Below are 15253 nucleotides of genomic sequence, written 5' to 3'. Positions count from 1 at the left end.
CTTTTCTCTGACCTTGCGTGACCCAGTCCAACGGCTCCAGCCAAGCTTCTTAGAACATTTCCTTTTTTCTTCAAATCACGGAAATGCTCCAGAAGCTTGGCCAGCGCCGTTTGCAGCAAGTGCTTCGAGCATCCAGATTTCTATCAGGAAATTCCGTGGTATAATTCCGCTCTGCCGACGGCACTATCAGCCGTGGCGTTGCGTGCACGGAGACCTGTCCCATGAGCGAAGTGGACGTTCTTTTTACCGCTTTGCGACAGGCGGCCGACCCGCGGACGGTCGAGTGCATCGAGGATGTCGTCAGGCGTGGCTCGGATCGCGAGCTCAACCGCATCAATGCGCTCGCCTTCGCCAAGGCGCATCATCTGGACGAAGAGAAGGTGATCGCAGCGTTTCTGCATGCAGCCCGCATCGGCGCCTTCGAGATGACCTGGAATGTGCTCTGCCCGGGATGCGGCGGCGTGCTCGACACGGGTGCCACCCTGAAAGCCGTCGACCGGGAGGCCTATCATTGTGCGCTATGTGCGGCCGGCTACGAGCCGACGCTCGACGAGATGGTCGAGGTTACCTTCACTGTCAGCCCGCGCGTGCGCAGGATCGCCGCCCACGAGCCCGATCTGTTGCCGCCGCTGGAATATTACCGGCAGATCTTCTTCTCGTCCGGGGTCGACCTGCCTGATGACCTCGAAGCGCGGTTCTCACGCATTCTCCTGGAGATGGTCGAGCTCGATCCCGGCGAGAGGGCTTTCGTCTCGCTGCAGCTGCCGGCGCAATTCATCATCATCTTCGATGCGGTGACGCATTCGGCGCAGTTCATCGACGTGCAAGGTGAGCCGACCAACGAACGCCAGGCCCTCTCGATGGTCATCAGTCAGGGCCATTCGCCGAATGAAACGCTGACGTTGCGCCCCGGCCTGCTGCGGCTGACATTGGAGAACCACACTGATCGACGGGCGCTGCCGAATGTCTGCATTGCGGGCGATGAGCTGCACGACATACTGGGCCACAGGCGGCCTTTCCTGACAGCCAAGCGCCTTCTGACGAACCAGAGCTTCCGCGACATCTACCGGACCGACACGCTCGATGTCGACCAGCGCCTCAAGATCACCAGCCTGACCTTCCTCTTCACCGACTTGCGCGGCTCGACCGCTCTTTACGAGCGCGTCGGCGATCTCGCTGCGTTCGATCTGGTACGCACGCATTTCCGGGTTCTGCACGAGATCGTCGCCACCGAGGCCGGGGCAGTCGTCAAGACCATCGGCGATGCCGTGATGGCGACCTTCCCGAGCCCGGACCGCGCGGTGGCGGCGGCCCTCAGGATGCGCGAAGCGATGCTGCGGCTGAATGCCGAACGCGGCAGCGAGGATCTTCTCCTGAAGATCGGCATCCACGAGGGCCCATGCCTTGCCGTCAGCATGAACGACCGGCAGGACTATTTCGGCCAGACCGTCAACATCGCCTCGCGCGTGCAGGGGCTGGCCGAGCCGCAGGTGATCCTGACGACGGAGGCGGTCGTCGGTAACGAGCAGGTTTCGCGGATGCTGCGGGAAGGCGGCATCAACTCGGTTTCGCGGATGCGGGAGCTGCAGGGGATCGAGCGAGAAGTGCGGATTTTTGCGTTGTCGTGAGAGCGCGGGCGAGCCCTGTCATCTCGACCTTGATCCTACGCAATGAAGAAATCCGCTACTTCCAGCATAATTCTCCGGTTGCGTAGATTGCAAAAGCTGCAGCGCTCGAGCGGATCGGAACCATGGCATTGAGGAGGCTCTTTTCCATCTTCGAAGATCTCGATCCCGGGGATGCGCTCGGCGAGGTGCTTTTCGGGCTGATCATGGCGCTGACATGGACAGTCGGGTCGCGACTCGTGCTGCGCGAGGAGGGGCTTGATGTTCGTAACCTCATCGCTTCGACGATCGGATGCAACGTCGCTTGGGGCATTATCGACGCCGTGCTGTTCATGCTCGGCACGACATTTTACAGGAACAGGCGTCTCAGGCTGTTTCGGCACATCAGGGCGGCCAGGGACGAAGCCGCCGCGCTCGCCGTCATCGCGAGGGAGTTTCCGGTCGAGGAGGCGCCGCTGTCAGCAAAGGCAGCCGATACCGAGGCGCTTTATCGCTCGCTGCTTGCGCTCACAATCCACGCCGAGCCGGTAAAACCGTCCTTGACGAAAGCTGATCTGCGGGCTGCGGCCGCAATCTTCCTGCTGGTCTCGGCAACAGCGCTTCCCGCCGTCATCCCTTTCTTTCTGATCGACGATGGCGAGCGCGCCTTGAGGGCGAGCAACCTGTTTCTGATCGCGCTGCTGTTCGTGACCGGTTACGCATGGGCGGTTTTTTCAGGTGGCCGGCCGTTCCATGCGGGCATCACGATGACTTGCCTCGGGCTGTTTCTGGTTGCAATCGCGGTTGCTCTCGGCGGCTGAATGCGGCTTACGACGGATCGGCGCCGGCCATCTTATCGAGATTTGCGATCACTCGCGTCAGCATGAGCGCGAATTGCTCGGCCTCCGCCTCGGTAAAACCATCCAGTGCTTCACTGTTGCCTTGAAACAGGGTCGCGATTGCCTCGGGCATGCGCGTCCGGGCGGCGTCCGTCAGCACGATGCGGCTGCTTCGGCCGTCGGCTGGGTCGGGGGTCCGTTCGATCAGGCCATCGCGTTCCATGCGGACGAGCATCTGCGCCATCGGCGGCTGTTCCACCTTGGCGAAGCGGGCGAGATCGCGCTGGGTGCTGGCCTTGCCATTTTCCAGCGCCACCAGAACCGGCAATTGCCCGACGCCGAAGCCGAGCGGTTTGAGCCTGTTCTCGCTGAGGCGGGCAAAGCCGCGGGCAGCAAGGCTTATCAGGTGCCCCGGGGTGGAAAGCACGTCCTGGCTCATTCCGTTTCGCTCCATATCCGTCTTCGAATTTACTGTTGACCGCAAACTACATATGCACGTATGTATCTCTGTATGTGGCGCTGGTCAATGCCGGCCAGGGCCTGCAAACGGTCTTTCAAAGCAGAGAGAGGAAGCATCATGTCGGAAGAACAGACGCAGCTTATCAGGCACATCTACAAGCGCTTTAACGCAAGGGATATCGACGGGGTGCTGGCTGCGCTCACCGATGACGTCGCCTGGGCAAATGGCATGGAAGGCGGCCGCGTGCACGGGAAGGAGGCGGTTCGGGACTACTGGACACGCCAATGGGCAATCGTCAGCCCGCATGTCGAGCCGGTGGCATTCCGGCAGGCAGGAGAGGGCAGCATAGAGGTCGAGGTGATCCAGAGAGTCTTCGATCTCGATGGCCGGCCGTTGGAGGGCCAAGATCACGGCCTGGTGGACAAGACCGTGATGCATATCTTCCGCATGCAGGGCGACAGGATCGTGCGCTTCGATATCGGCGATGCGGGCTAGTCGATCCCTATCCCGTCTGTGCCAATGAAGTAAAACTCAACGTAAAAGCGTTATTTTTCGTCAATCATCAGTCATCGTGGCTGGTTTGTTACAACGAATGCGCTTGAATTGCGGCTGTTTCTTATTCGATATTACCCTCATTGGAAGGCGATGGTTGAGTCGTCACCACGCTTGCGGCAAACGAAATGGGGGCATTTCAAATGGGGTTTACTGAAGCTGTTCGGAGCGTTCTGAGAGAGAAATATGCAACCTTCTCCGGCCGGGCCTCCCGGTCGGAATATTGGTGGTTTTATCTGTTCTATATTCTGGCCGCGCTTGCGTTTGTGGTTGTCGGCATCGGGGTCGCCGCCGCTTCCGGCAGGGTCGAGGGTGGGGTTCCATCAACGGTTATTGCTGTCGGCGTCATCGGCGGATTGTGTGTGCTTGCTACGATCATTCCTGTTCTCGGCGTTCAGATCCGCCGCTTCCATGATCGCAACATTTCCGGCTGGTGGTATCTCGCGCTGATTATCCTGGGCCTGGTTCCCTATATCGGCTTCATCGCAAGCATCTCCATTTGGGTGATCAGCGTGCTTCCAGGCACTGTCGGCCCGAACAAGTTCGGCGCGGATCCGCTGCGTCCGGAAGTGCGGGCCGAAGTCTTCGCGTAAGGCAATCCCCGCCACATTGGAGCTTTTTCCTTCGCGGGACCGATTTGATCTTGGTCGCCACGCATCGCGGAGCGCGACTTTTCGATGCGTGGCAGGCCGTGTCGATCTTTGTCATAAGAAGAGATGAGGGCAATTTCGGTGGGGCCAGTCGAGTCTCTTCGGACGGTTTTGATACGGAAATATGCCACCATCGACGGCCGCGCTTCCCGCTCGGAATTGTGGTGGTACCATCTGTTTCTCTGCTTGATCGTTGCCTTGTATCTGGCTGCCATGCGCTGGGCGCGAGCGCACGGCGTCTCGGTGGTGATCGACAACCTGCCGGTTGCCGCCATATGGACTGGACATGTATTGATCCCGCCGACATCAGGTCTTCATGTTCGCCGTCTTCATGACTGCAACAGTTCGGGCTGGCCGTATCTCCTGCTGATTGGCGTGTGTTTTATTTGCTTTCCCTATTTCGCCTTGATGCTGCTACTTGTTTTTCCTTTCGCACATCGAGGGACCGTGGGCCCCAACAGATTTGGCCCTGACCCCTCGCGTTACGAATCAAAAGCGGGGGTTTTTGACTGAGCAGCGTGCGACTGGAGGCCTGAGCCTGGATCGCGTGGTCGATCGCTGCGATCGGGACGGCATTCGGGACTTGAGGTCGGGTGCGACAAAAAATCAACGCAGGATCGTCATTTCCTTGAATGGGCGGGCGGATACAACTGCATTGTTGCAATCCCCGCGTTTGAATTGTAGCTCTTTTTTCGAGCCGGTGGGTGGCTGAGTTGTGGGCGCGCTTGCAGCAAGCAGAAATGGGGGCATTTCGAATGGGGTTTACTGAAGCTGTCAGGACCGTTCTGACGCAGAAATATATTACCTTCTCCGGCCGGGCCTCCCGCTCGGAATTCTGGTGGTTTCAGCTGTTCAACTGGCTGGTCGGCGGTGTGTTCGGAATTTTGGGCGCATTGACCGATGGCGGCGTTGTGTCGCTGACCAACATCTTCGCGATCATTGGAGCGTTATACGGAATCGCGACGATCTTGCCGATGATAGCTCTGCAGGTTCGCCGCTTCCACGACCGCAATTTGTCCGGCTGGTGGTTGCTGGGGCTGATCGTTTTGTGTTTGATTCCATTCGTCGGGTTCATTTCAGCCATCTCCCTTTTCGTGATCAGCGTACTTCGCGGCACGGAAGGTCCGAACAAATTCGGTCCCGATCCGCTTCGTCCGGAAGCCAGAGCCGAGGTCTTCGCCTAGGGCGGGCGGATTGCTGGGATCGGGGCATTTCGATGGGGTTTGCTGAATCTGTCCGCACAGTTCTGACACGGAAATACGCGACCTTCTCCGGTCGCGCCTCGCGCTCGGAATATTGGTGGTTTCAGCTGCTTTACTGGGGCCTGATGATTGCGTATGTGCCGCCGCTCATTATGGTCGGCGACACGACGGGTGGGCCTGACGGATCTTCGCAGATCACAAAGGTCATGATGGCCATCCTGGCATTATTCGTATTGGCGACCTTGCTGCCGCAGACAGCCCTCCATGTGCGACGTTTCCAGGATCGCGGTATTTCAAGCTCTCATTATGGCGTGCTGGTTCTGCTATGCCTCCTTCCTGGTGTGTCGATCCTCGCGGGCCTTGCGATGATCGTGGTCTGTATGCTTCCGGGCAAGGAGGGGCCGAACGAGTACGGGCCGGATTCGCTGATTTCGGAACCAAGGGAAGAGATTTTCAGCTAACGGCATCGAGACTGCTCATGCAGGCTGCCGGGGGCTTTGCTTGCAGCAGGTCGGCGACGTGATGCAAATAAATCAACGCAGGATCGTCGTTTCCTTGAAACTGCAAACCGATACAACTGCATTGTTGCAATCCCCGCGTTTGAATTGTAGCTCTTTTAATCCGAAACGACTGCCATTCCAGCGGGATGGCGAGTCGTGGCCGCGCTTGGGGTAAGCGGAAGTGGGGGCATTTCGATGGGGTTTACTGAATCTGTACGCACGGTTCTGAGGAAGAAATATGTGACCTTTTCCGGTCGCGCCTCTCGTTCGGAATATTGGTGGTTTCAGCTGCTCTACTGTGCGGTGCTGATCGTTCTTTCTGCGCTATTCTTTGGGACCGTCGAGCCGGAGGACAGACCTGACGGACCCGTGTCAACCAACCTTGTCGTGCTTGTCATCATGGCATTGTTTTTTCTCGCAACACTCTTGCCGCAGACAGCGCTTCATGTTCGCCGCTTCCATGATCGCAACATCTCCGGTTGGTGGTATCTCGCGGCAGTAATTCTAGGCTTTATTCCCTACATCGATCGCGGTGTAGGCATAGGAATTCTTGTTTTTGCGTCGCTGAAGGGGACCGAGGGGCCGAACAAATACGGGTCGGATCCGCTGCGTCCGGAAGCGATAGCGGAGGTTTTTGCCTGAGCCGCATGGTCATCCGTCACGCTGGCTTGCTGGTGGCTCTATCGGTCGCCGCCTCGGCCCAATTTTCCCCTGCGCTGGCGCAGGACAGCAACAGTCAACAGGGCGGGAAGGGCGACCGGCCTGTGAGCTCCGTCGGCAGCGAATATGCCACGCAATGCGCGCTGAACGGCGTGCGGTGCAAGCTCATCTATGGTGATGGTGCCGAAAAGCCCAAACCTGTGCCGGATGCAACGCTTTCGCGTGAAACCAGGTCGTTCTCCGCGCAGGAGCCCGAGATGAGCGGCCCCGTGGCGGTCGTGCTGGTGCTTGTCGCCCTTGTCGTCATCATCGGCCTGGTGATGTTTTTCGGTAGTGGCGGCGTGCTTTTGTCGTCGGCGCCGCGCGATTTGAAGAAGCGGCAGGGAGAGGCGCCGGAGAGCTGGCGCACATCCGATGCTACGGCCGAAGAGAGGCCTAATGATTTCCTGCAGAAGATTGCAGCGATGGCCGATCGGCGGCAGGCGCTCGTGCTCTTGCTCCGGCATTGCCTGCTGCACGCCGCCGATGTAACGGGGACGCGGCTTTTCCGCTCGGATACGGAACGGGCGGTTTTTGCCCGTCTTCCCGAGACCATGCCCGAGCGCGAGCGGCTGGAATATCTGCTGGCCGAGGCGGAACTCGTGCATTATGGCGGCCGCGCGCTCGCCGAAAGCCAATTCGCGGCATTGCTGGCCTCGGCGCGCAACCTGCTGTCGGCAGGGAGGCTCGCCCATGCGTAATGCCGGTCCCATTCTCATCCTACTGGTTTTGATCGGGCTTGCGGCGCTGGCGCTGTTCGGGTCGTCGCGGGAGAACGATTTCGATCACTCGCCGCTCGGCAGCAAGGGTTTGCAGATGTGGCTGGAAGGCAAGGGCATTCCCGTTGTCCGCTCCGATCCGCATTTCGTCAGGGCGCGCTCGGAAATTTCGTTGCGCATCCTTTCCTTGCCGATAACTGAAGACAAGGCTGTGCTGCCCGCAGGAGACGAGCAGAAAACCCAAGTGGATCTGCAAAACTGGTCTTATGAGGCAACCAACCACGAACTTCCAACGCTGATAGTAATGCCGAAATGGCTCGGAAGTGTACTGAAGGATGGGATTGCTCGGCAATCGGCACTGCTCTCTCTCTCTGCTATCAATGACGAGGTCGGCCGGATCAATTCCATTGGGCTTCGTCTCGAGCGGTATGGGCCGGGTTTCGAAGAAGCGCGACCGGATCTGGGATCGAGCGGACAAACCAGAATTGCGTTGTATCAGGCTCAGGTCTTCGACCGGTCGAACTTGCCGGACTCCTGCCGGGAACTTGCGGGCACGCAATCGGGTGCGCTGGTCATCAACTGTCAGTACGAGCCCTTCATTTACCTGCTGTCGGATCCCGACCTGCTGAACAATCACGGGCTTGCACTGGCCGACAATGCCGCGTTTGCCGTATCGCTCATCAGGCAATTACGCGGCCCCATCGAGACGCGGCCTGTCTACCTCGATGCGACTGGCGCGCCGCTAGATGACAAGAAACCCGTGGATGAAGGGCGCACCTACGAGCGCTCCGGCTCCGATCTCACCCGCTTCTTCGCCTATCCGCTCTCCGTCATCTGGGGCACGCTCTTCTTCGTCGTGGCGATCTGCTTCTGGCGTGGGTTCTGGCGTTTCGGGCCGCCGCTCAGGGATGCGTCCGGAAATATCGAGCTGTCGAAGAGTGCGGCGATAGAAGCCACCGCACGGCTGCTGCGCCTGTCCGGCAATGACGGGCGGATGGTGGCGCAGTTCGTCCAAAATCTTCTGGCCGACAAGGCGCAGCTGGTCTTCGGCCCGGGTTTTGCCAATCAGGCGGGCATCGATCGGTTGTTTCAGCGGCTTGCGCGGCGCGATCAGGTGCAGGCCGAGGCTTTGAAAACCGCATCGCAGGCGCTGATCGAGCAGGGCCATGTCATGCGGCGGTCAGATCTGCATCGCAATCTCGAAATATTCAGGACATTGCTGGGGAGTATTGAGTTTGGATCTAGGTGAATTTCGCACTCTCATCGCCACTATCAGGGGCGAAATCGGCAGGATCGTGCAGGGGCAGGAGAGGATCATCGATCTCGTGCTGATCTCGATCTTCGCCGGCGGGCACTGCCTTGTCGAGGGACCGCCCGGCACGGCAAAGACGCTGCTTGCCCGCTCGGTTTCGGCCGCCATGGCACTCGATTACCGGCGCATACAGTTCACGCCGGATCTGATGCCGGGCGATGTGCTCGGCGTCAATCTCTTCAACTTCCAGACCAACCAGTTTCACCTGACCAAGGGGCCGGTCTTTACCGATATCCTGCTCGCCGACGAAATCAACCGCGCGCCGCCGAAGACGCAATCGGCGCTGCTGCAGGCAATGAACGAGCGGATGGTGACACTTGACGGGGTCGATTATGCGCTGGGGCCGGATTTCTTCGTGCTGGCCACGCAGAACCCGATCGAGCAGCAGGGCACCTATCCGCTTCCCGAGGCACAGCTCGATCGCTTCCTGTTCAAGCTCGTCGTCGATTTTCCTGACCGCGATACGGAAATCTCGATCCTGTCGCGCCATGCCGATCAGGCGCTGAAGGCCGATATCAGCAAAGCCGGTATCCGGCCGCTGGTGACCAGCGAGGCGCTTGCTGCGGGCCGGGCGCTGATCGATGCGATCCATCTCGACAAGTCGATCCTCACCTATATCGTCGATCTCGTGCGCGCCACGCGCTCCGATCCCGATATTCTCTATGGCGCTTCCACGCGCGCTGCCGATGCGCTGGCCGCGGCCGTGCGCGTGCGGGCTGCCTTCGAGGGGCGCGATTACGGCCTGCCTGATGACGTGCAGGCGCTGCTGACGCCGGCTTTGCGCCACCGCATCGTGCTGTCGCCTTCAGCGGAGATCGACGGGCGCACGCCGGACGATGTGCTGCGCAGTCTCAGGAACCGCGTGGATGCGCCCCGGTAGATGCGGCCGTCTTCGCTCCTGATCGCGCTTGTTCTTGCCATGGCGGCGCTGACGGTCATCGTCAGCGTGTGGTGGCGCGACATGAGCATGCCGCTCGTCTTCCTGTGGGTGGCGCTGGCGGTCGGCACGGCGTGCGATCTCGTCTTCTCGGCGCTGTCGGGCCGGATGGCTGTCGATGTCGATCTGCCGCCGCAGGGTTTTGTCGGCCACGCGGCCCCTTTCACTGTTGTCATCAACAGGCAGAAGGGCAGGTTGCCCGAGGGGATCGATATCCGGCTTGATGCCGCGCCGGAGCTCGTCATCGGCGAGCGTCGCATGGAGCGCGCCGATTCCGGGCCGGTGAAGGCATCCTTCGATCTGCAACTGACGCGGCGCGGGCAGTTTTCGGTGGGTGCGCTCTGGCTGAAATGGCCGTCGCGCCTGAGACTGATCGACAGGATCGTGCGCCTGCCGGTGGCGCGCCAGATCGCCGTCATTCCCGATATCTCACCGGTGCTGTCAGGCGCGATCAAGACGCAGATCCTGCCGCTGGAGGCCGGCCAGAAGGATTTGCGGCTGCGCGGCGAGGGATCGGAATTCCATCAGCTGCGGGAATTTGCCGCCGGCATGGATCCGCGCAGCATCGACTGGAAGCGCTCGGCGCGCATGCGCAATCTCGTGGTGCGCGAGATGCGGGCGGAGCGAAACCACCAGATCATTCTCTGCGTCGATTCCGGTCGGCTGATGGCCGAACAGCTCGGCGGCTTCACCAAGCTCGACCGCGCCATCAATGCGGCGCTCGCAATGTGCTGGGCGGGAGGGCTCGCGGGTGATCTCGTCGGTTTCTACAGTTTCGACAGCCGGCCGCGCCTCTTCCAGCCTGCTTTGCCGGGGCGTACTGCCTTTGCGCGCCTGCAGACGATCTGTGCTGATCTCAACTACGAGACCCAGGAGACCAACCATACGCTGGGGCTGACGCATCTTTCGGGCCGTCTCAAGCGGCGCTCGCTGATCGTGATATTCTCCGATTTCGTCGACAGTATCACGGCGGAGCTGATGATCGAGAATATGCAGGTGCTCGCGCGGCATCATTTCATCGTTTACGTCGCCTTGCGCGATCCGATGCTGGCAAAGCTGGTGGAGCCTGAAGAGACGACGCTCGATGCCATCGCCCGCTCGGTCGCGGCGCGGCAGGTCGTGCAGGAGCGGCGGGCCGTGATGGAGAAGCTCGCGCGTCTCGGCGTGCTCTGCCTCGACAGCACGCCCGAGGCGCTGACATCGGATCTCATTGCCCGCTACATCGAAATCAAATCCCGCGAGATGATATGACGGATCTGCGCATCGACCCCAGGATGGATAGTGGCGCGACGCTCCATGCCGGCGGGATGCAGAACGACCTCCTGCGCTCGGCCCGCTTCCGGCTGGAGCGCGAGGCGCACTGGCGCCAGCTGGACCAACTGGTGAGCCGGGCGGAGGAGGGCGGGGCTGCTGCACTCAGCTATAACGAGGTGCGCGATCTGGCGGCCGGCTACCGGCAGGCGATGAATTCGCTCAGCGTCGCGCGCGATATTTCGCTTGATCGGGCGCTGGTCGCCTATCTGGAAAGCCTCTGCGCGCGCGCCTATCTCGTCGTTTATGCGCCGCAGGAAAGCCTCGGCGGGCTGATCTCCCGCCTGCTGCTCAAGGGCATTCCGCAGGCGGTGCGCCGCTCGGCCCTGCCTCTCTTCATCGGCTTCCTGGCGCTCGTTCTCGGCGCGCTTGCCGGATACAGGCTCTGCAGCAGCGATCCGAGCTGGTTCTATACGTTCGTGCCGTCGGAGCTCGCCGATCAGCGCACGCCGGATGCGTCGGCCGATTACCTGCGCTCGACGATCTACGGCAATGAACGGCATGAGAGCGATGGGCTCGCCGCCTTTTCGGCCTACCTCTTTTCCCACAATACGGGGATCGCCGTAATGATCTTTGCGCTCGGCGTCTTCGCATCGGTGCCGAGCTTCATTCTGACCTTCTACAATGGCCTGATGCTCGGCGCCTTCTTCGCGATGTTCCGGCAGAAGGGGCTCGGCTACGATGCCTTCGCCTGGCTTTCCATCCACGGCGTCACCGAGCTTGCGGCGATCTCCATTGCCTGCGCCGGCGGAGCGGGGCTCGGGCTTGCCGTTCTTCTTCCGGGCGCGCGAACCCGCAAAGAGGCTCTGCGCCACCAGGGGCATGATGCCGTCAAGCTCGCGATCCTCGCGGCCCTGATGCTGGTCGCGGCAGCCTTTATCGAAGGCTTCCTGCGCCAGCTCGTGCAGGAGCCGGTCTGGCGGATCGCCATCGGCTGGGGCATGGGTGTCTTCTGGGTCGCATGGCTCTCGCTTGCGGGGCGCGAAGGCAAGGCTTCGCATGGGGCCGCCAGATGAAGCAACCGGACCAGACGATGACAGACGGCAAGCGCGTCATGCAGTTCGTCCCGCCGGAGGGCGTGCCGATCAGTTTCGCGATCGCCTCGATCGGAGCCCGTTTGGGCGCGCAGATCCTCGATATCATCTTCACGACCCTCCTTTTCGTCATTATCGCGCTTGCCGTCGTCTTCACGGGGGCCTTGCCCTTGAGCGCCATGACGGTCCTGATCACCCTGATGGGCTTTCTGCTGCGGACACCCTATTACGTGCTCTCGGAGTTGATCTGGAACGGGCGCACGCTCGGAAAACGGATAACGGGCATCCGCGTCATCAATGTCGATGGCCGACGCCTGACGCCGCATCAGGTGACCGCGCGCAACCTGATGAAAGAGGTGGAGATCTTCGCTCCGATGGGCCTTCTGGGCACGATCGGCACACAGTCGGGGCTGGAAGGTGGATTGACGGCCGTTTGGCTCCTGGTGGTGGTAATCGTTCCGCTCGCCAACCGCCGCCGGCAACGCATCGGCGACATGATCGCCGGCACACTGGTGGTCGACAATCCGCGCTCCGTGCTGCTGTCAGACCTCGCGCTGTCGTCTCCTGCCAAGGCTTCGTCGCAGCCGGCATTCGAATTCCTGCCCGAGCATCTCGATATCTACGGCAAATACGAGCTGCAGACGCTGGAGGATGTGCTGCGCGACACGACGAAGAAGCCGAACACCGAAGAGATCATCAAGATCGTGCGCACGATTACGAAAAGGATCCGCTATGAGGATGCGGTGAAGCCCGGCCAGGAGATGCTGTTCCTCAATGATTTCTACCGCGCCCAGCGCGAGCATCTGGAGAGCCTGAAGCTGTTCGGAAAGGCGCGGGAGAACAAGTACCACGAGCATGCGAAAACAGAGGCGAAGAGGCTTGTTTGACGGCGGGGTGAGTGGGGGTTCGCCGCCTTGTCGCGCCAGAGATCATATTGGAGGGATATAGACCAATGAAATTGCGTATTCTAGGCGCTTTTGCGCTTGTTCTTTCTGCGGCGAGCCACGTCCAGGCTGACGATCGCACAGCCGGAGCGGCCATCTACTTTCACAATATTACGAAATCAGCATGCCGCTTCAACATGACGGCAGAGTCGGCAGAAAAAGCAGTGGCCACTCTTGGAATGGTGGGTGTTCGCGAGCCATTTTTTTCGGTGGTGTTCGCGGTGTGTGCAGAGATGAAAAAAGGAAACAAAGACAAGGTCATCCAGATCCAGGTTCGCGACAGCCACAATGTGCTGCGCAAGGTCACTCTTGAAAAGGCCAAGTGGTGGCAGTGAAGGGCCGCTGGGATGGATAAGTCGGCATCAGATCAAGACAAAGACGGCTCGAAGGCCGGGATTGACAAAAAGCCGCCGCTTGAACAGCCCGTCTATTATGGCAAATGGGACATGCTTGTTGTGCGTGCCCTGGAAGAAGGTTTCAGGCTTGTCGTGAATGATTTCAAAGCGTGGCGCGCCGTCACGAAAAACAAGCGTAAGACTCCGCGTTAGGCCGTCACGACAGCGCCGAAAGCTGCCGGTGGCGAAACGCGTTGAAAGTTCAGGACGCTGCGCGGAAGCAAGTCTCGTCGCGTCCGTCAAACAGAAGTGAAGAAGCTTGTTTGAAGGCGGGGTAGATATGTGAGCTTCCGGGCCGCGCCTGCGAAGGCCGTCCTCAAGATTTTGATATTCGAAATGGGAGATTGGCAATTGAAGTCGGAAAGCTATGTTTCCTCCATTAAACAACAATTGTGGGTTTATCGGATGTTGCGCAGCGTTCTTTTATCTTCGCTGGTGTTTGGCCTAGCCATACCAGTAATCCCCACCGAATTGGCTTTGGCTCAGGACAACTCAAACGTCCAGATAATCGCGCGTGGCCATCCGGCCATGGCCAGAGCTCATGAGAAATCCGAGAAGGGCCTGGACGCCTTCCTTGAGAAATTGAGCAATCCACCGCCGGGAACGGAAAATTACAACGTCAAACTGGGCTTTACGGATAAGGGCAAGGACGTGGCAATAACCACGGATCAGATGGCGCAGGGGGTGGAATTCATGTGGGTCCATCAAATACAGGCGTCAGGTGACCATTTCACCGCTCTGCTCGGCGACACGCCGGAATATATCCACAACATCAAGCCTGGTGATCGCGTCGAGTTTGAGAAATCCGATATTTTTGACTGGCTCTATGTGGAGAACGGGAAGATAAAAGGAAATTACACCGTCTGCCCGTTGCTGTTGGCCGGTCCGAAAGAGCAGTTGGAAGAATATCGCGTCAAATACGGCATCGTTTGCGACTGATCGTGACACTGCTCAGTTAATGATTTTTCCGGCTCGGCGGAGGTGGGTGAAGCTCTATGGACTATGACCCTTACTACCCCACAATATTGCCTCCACTTATCGCGCTGCCGATTTTTCTCGCTTTGAATATCCTGGTGCCCCTCACGGCTCACTTTATTGGCCGTTCATTAAAGCGGTATAAGTGGGCGCCGCACATGTTGGCATTTCTATGGGTGCTGGCGTCCGTATTAATATTCGGTCTCGTTGCATCGCCGCACCTGGAACCCGATGAGCAGGAGGGGGACAACTCGGGATTCCTGTTCCTGCCGTTAGGTCTGGAAACAGCAGCCGTGTTGGTTGTCTATCTTCTGGCTTTGGTGGGGCTGCTCATCGGCCAGCTTATCGGGCAAAACGCTCCCCGATCTCAAGGCGACCGCTCTTGAGGCAGGTAACCAACCTGTCGAAATGACGTTCCTTTTATACCTCTTTCTCGGCATAGGTCCTTAAATCTCTGATCGCAAAGTGTCTCGTTCGCAAATTCAACCAAGCGGAACAGGTACGTGCCGTTGACGGCAGGCAAAAAATGCCAGTTGGCTCCGCCGGATATCATGTACGTTCCGTATCTAGAGACGCGGATTTCGGACCTCTCCAGGTCCACGGTATTGCGATATGACGTGATAGTGCTGCACTGCCAGATCCGGGGTCCAGGTTTTCCATTTTTGAACTCTGTTTCACACAGAGCGTACTCACATGAATTTGGAGCAACCTCTTCGAGCAAGTCCTTCATCTTATCGGATATGATATAGAAATATTCGACCGCGTAAATATCCTTCAGCTTTCGCTTCGGATCGAAAACAAGTTTCGGAGTTTCATCATAGTCGGGTATTCGCCAAGGCCCTCTTGGCAGGTGGAGCATATCATCCGGCCAGGATTCCGGACCATAATGGATGCCGATACCGGTGTATTTGCCATTTGTCTGAAGCCTCTCCCAGTTTGCAAAGTCCCAGCCGTGCGTTCCGCTTGATTCAAGTAGATAGATTCCTTGAGCTTTCGCTTTTGTCACGCTCATGCGGCTCTCAATTCCATTCTTGAAAATATAAACTGAACACTGGCTCTCGGGATCAGCGATTTCATTCGGTGATACCATAAATCGGCATTCGGCTGACCGATGATAGAA

General features: G+C 59.1%; 20 protein-coding genes. 18 read left to right on the top strand and 2 right to left on the bottom strand.

Features of this window, described 5'->3' with window-relative positions; translation table 11 throughout:
* Positions 1-221 precede the first annotated feature (221 nt).
* Together AC1DM5_RS22870 and AC1DM5_RS22865 are read left to right on the top strand one after the other, a co-directional pair.
* Positions 222-1628 (top strand): DUF5939 domain-containing protein, encoded by a 1407-nt coding sequence (locus AC1DM5_RS22870; RefSeq protein ID WP_477823089.1) that lies wholly within the window; start codon positions 222-224, stop codon positions 1626-1628.
* A gap of 122 nt (positions 1629-1750) precedes the next feature.
* On the top strand, positions 1751-2425 hold the full coding sequence (locus AC1DM5_RS22865; RefSeq protein WP_477823090.1) for a VIT1/CCC1 transporter family protein: 675 nt from the start codon (positions 1751-1753) through the stop codon (positions 2423-2425).
* 7 nt (positions 2426-2432) lie between these two features.
* On the opposite strand, the gene AC1DM5_RS22860 is transcribed toward AC1DM5_RS22865, so the two are convergent.
* On the bottom strand, positions 2433-2882 hold the full coding sequence (locus AC1DM5_RS22860; protein WP_477823091.1) for a MarR family winged helix-turn-helix transcriptional regulator: 450 nt from the start codon (positions 2880-2882) through the stop codon (positions 2433-2435).
* 138 nt (positions 2883-3020) lie between these two features.
* Here AC1DM5_RS22860 and AC1DM5_RS22855 point away from each other — a divergent pair, with 138 nt between their 5' ends.
* The 16 genes from AC1DM5_RS22855 (at position 3021) to AC1DM5_RS22780 (ending at position 14519) form a co-directional block, all read left to right on the top strand.
* Entirely contained in the window at positions 3021-3398 is a 378-nt protein-coding gene (locus AC1DM5_RS22855) for a nuclear transport factor 2 family protein (RefSeq protein ID WP_477823092.1), read from the top strand.
* Positions 3399-3598: 200 nt separating this feature from the next.
* Positions 3599-4048, top strand: coding sequence for a DUF805 domain-containing protein (locus tag AC1DM5_RS22850; RefSeq protein WP_477823093.1), 450 nt, complete (start codon positions 3599-3601; stop codon positions 4046-4048).
* A gap of 123 nt (positions 4049-4171) precedes the next feature.
* A complete protein-coding gene (locus tag AC1DM5_RS22845; protein WP_477823094.1) occupies positions 4172-4618 on the top strand; it encodes a DUF805 domain-containing protein in 447 nt (148 codons plus the stop codon).
* 242 nt (positions 4619-4860) lie between these two features.
* On the top strand, positions 4861-5289 hold the full coding sequence (locus tag AC1DM5_RS22840; protein ID WP_477823121.1) for a DUF805 domain-containing protein: 429 nt from the start codon (positions 4861-4863) through the stop codon (positions 5287-5289).
* 32 nt (positions 5290-5321) lie between these two features.
* A complete protein-coding gene (locus AC1DM5_RS22835; RefSeq protein WP_477823095.1) occupies positions 5322-5768 on the top strand; it encodes a DUF805 domain-containing protein in 447 nt (148 codons plus the stop codon).
* A gap of 234 nt (positions 5769-6002) precedes the next feature.
* The gene (locus AC1DM5_RS22830; protein WP_477823096.1) at positions 6003-6449 is read left to right on the top strand and encodes a DUF805 domain-containing protein; all 447 of its coding nucleotides are present in this window, start codon (positions 6003-6005) and stop codon (positions 6447-6449) included.
* 5 nt (positions 6450-6454) lie between these two features.
* The gene (locus tag AC1DM5_RS22825) at positions 6455-7207 is read left to right on the top strand and encodes a hypothetical protein (RefSeq protein WP_477823097.1); all 753 of its coding nucleotides are present in this window, start codon (positions 6455-6457) and stop codon (positions 7205-7207) included.
* Complete coding sequence (locus AC1DM5_RS22820; protein WP_477823098.1) at positions 7200-8474, top strand: hypothetical protein; 1275 nt, start codon at positions 7200-7202, stop codon at positions 8472-8474. The genes AC1DM5_RS22825 and AC1DM5_RS22820 overlap by 8 nt, the downstream gene beginning before the upstream one ends.
* Complete coding sequence (locus tag AC1DM5_RS22815) at positions 8461-9417, top strand: AAA family ATPase (protein ID WP_477823099.1); 957 nt, start codon at positions 8461-8463, stop codon at positions 9415-9417. Before AC1DM5_RS22820 ends, AC1DM5_RS22815 begins: the two co-directional genes overlap by 14 nt.
* Positions 9418-10725, top strand: coding sequence for a DUF58 domain-containing protein (locus AC1DM5_RS22810; RefSeq protein ID WP_477823100.1), 1308 nt, complete (start codon positions 9418-9420; stop codon positions 10723-10725). It begins immediately after the preceding gene.
* A complete protein-coding gene (locus AC1DM5_RS22805) occupies positions 10722-11801 on the top strand; it encodes a stage II sporulation protein M (protein ID WP_477823101.1) in 1080 nt (359 codons plus the stop codon). The genes AC1DM5_RS22810 and AC1DM5_RS22805 overlap by 4 nt, the downstream gene beginning before the upstream one ends.
* Complete coding sequence (locus AC1DM5_RS22800; RefSeq protein ID WP_477823102.1) at positions 11798-12706, top strand: RDD family protein; 909 nt, start codon at positions 11798-11800, stop codon at positions 12704-12706. The genes AC1DM5_RS22805 and AC1DM5_RS22800 overlap by 4 nt, the downstream gene beginning before the upstream one ends.
* Positions 12707-12771: 65 nt before the next feature.
* A complete protein-coding gene (locus AC1DM5_RS22795) occupies positions 12772-13098 on the top strand; it encodes a hypothetical protein (protein ID WP_477823103.1) in 327 nt (108 codons plus the stop codon).
* A 12-nt stretch (positions 13099-13110) separates the two neighbouring features.
* The gene (locus AC1DM5_RS22790) at positions 13111-13311 is read left to right on the top strand and encodes a hypothetical protein (RefSeq protein WP_477823104.1); all 201 of its coding nucleotides are present in this window, start codon (positions 13111-13113) and stop codon (positions 13309-13311) included.
* A 129-nt stretch (positions 13312-13440) separates the two neighbouring features.
* Positions 13441-14097, top strand: a complete 657-nt coding sequence (locus AC1DM5_RS22785) for a YegJ family protein (protein ID WP_477823105.1) — start codon at positions 13441-13443, stop codon at positions 14095-14097.
* Positions 14098-14153: 56 nt separating this feature from the next.
* Positions 14154-14519: a hypothetical protein gene (locus AC1DM5_RS22780; protein ID WP_477823106.1), complete on the top strand. Its 366-nt coding sequence runs from the start codon at positions 14154-14156 to the stop codon at positions 14517-14519.
* Here the strand turns inward: AC1DM5_RS22780 and AC1DM5_RS22775 are convergent.
* Positions 14501-15223 carry an imm11 family protein gene (locus AC1DM5_RS22775; protein ID WP_477823107.1) on the bottom strand — a complete coding sequence of 241 codons (723 nt, stop codon included), beginning with the start codon at positions 15221-15223 and terminating at the stop codon, positions 14501-14503. The genes AC1DM5_RS22780 and AC1DM5_RS22775 overlap by 19 nt on opposite strands.
* Positions 15224-15253 lie beyond the last annotated feature (30 nt).

The sequence above is a fragment of the Rhizobium sp. 01T437 genome (assembly GCF_056398505.1).
This window is presented reverse-complemented; position numbering and strand designations above follow the sequence as displayed.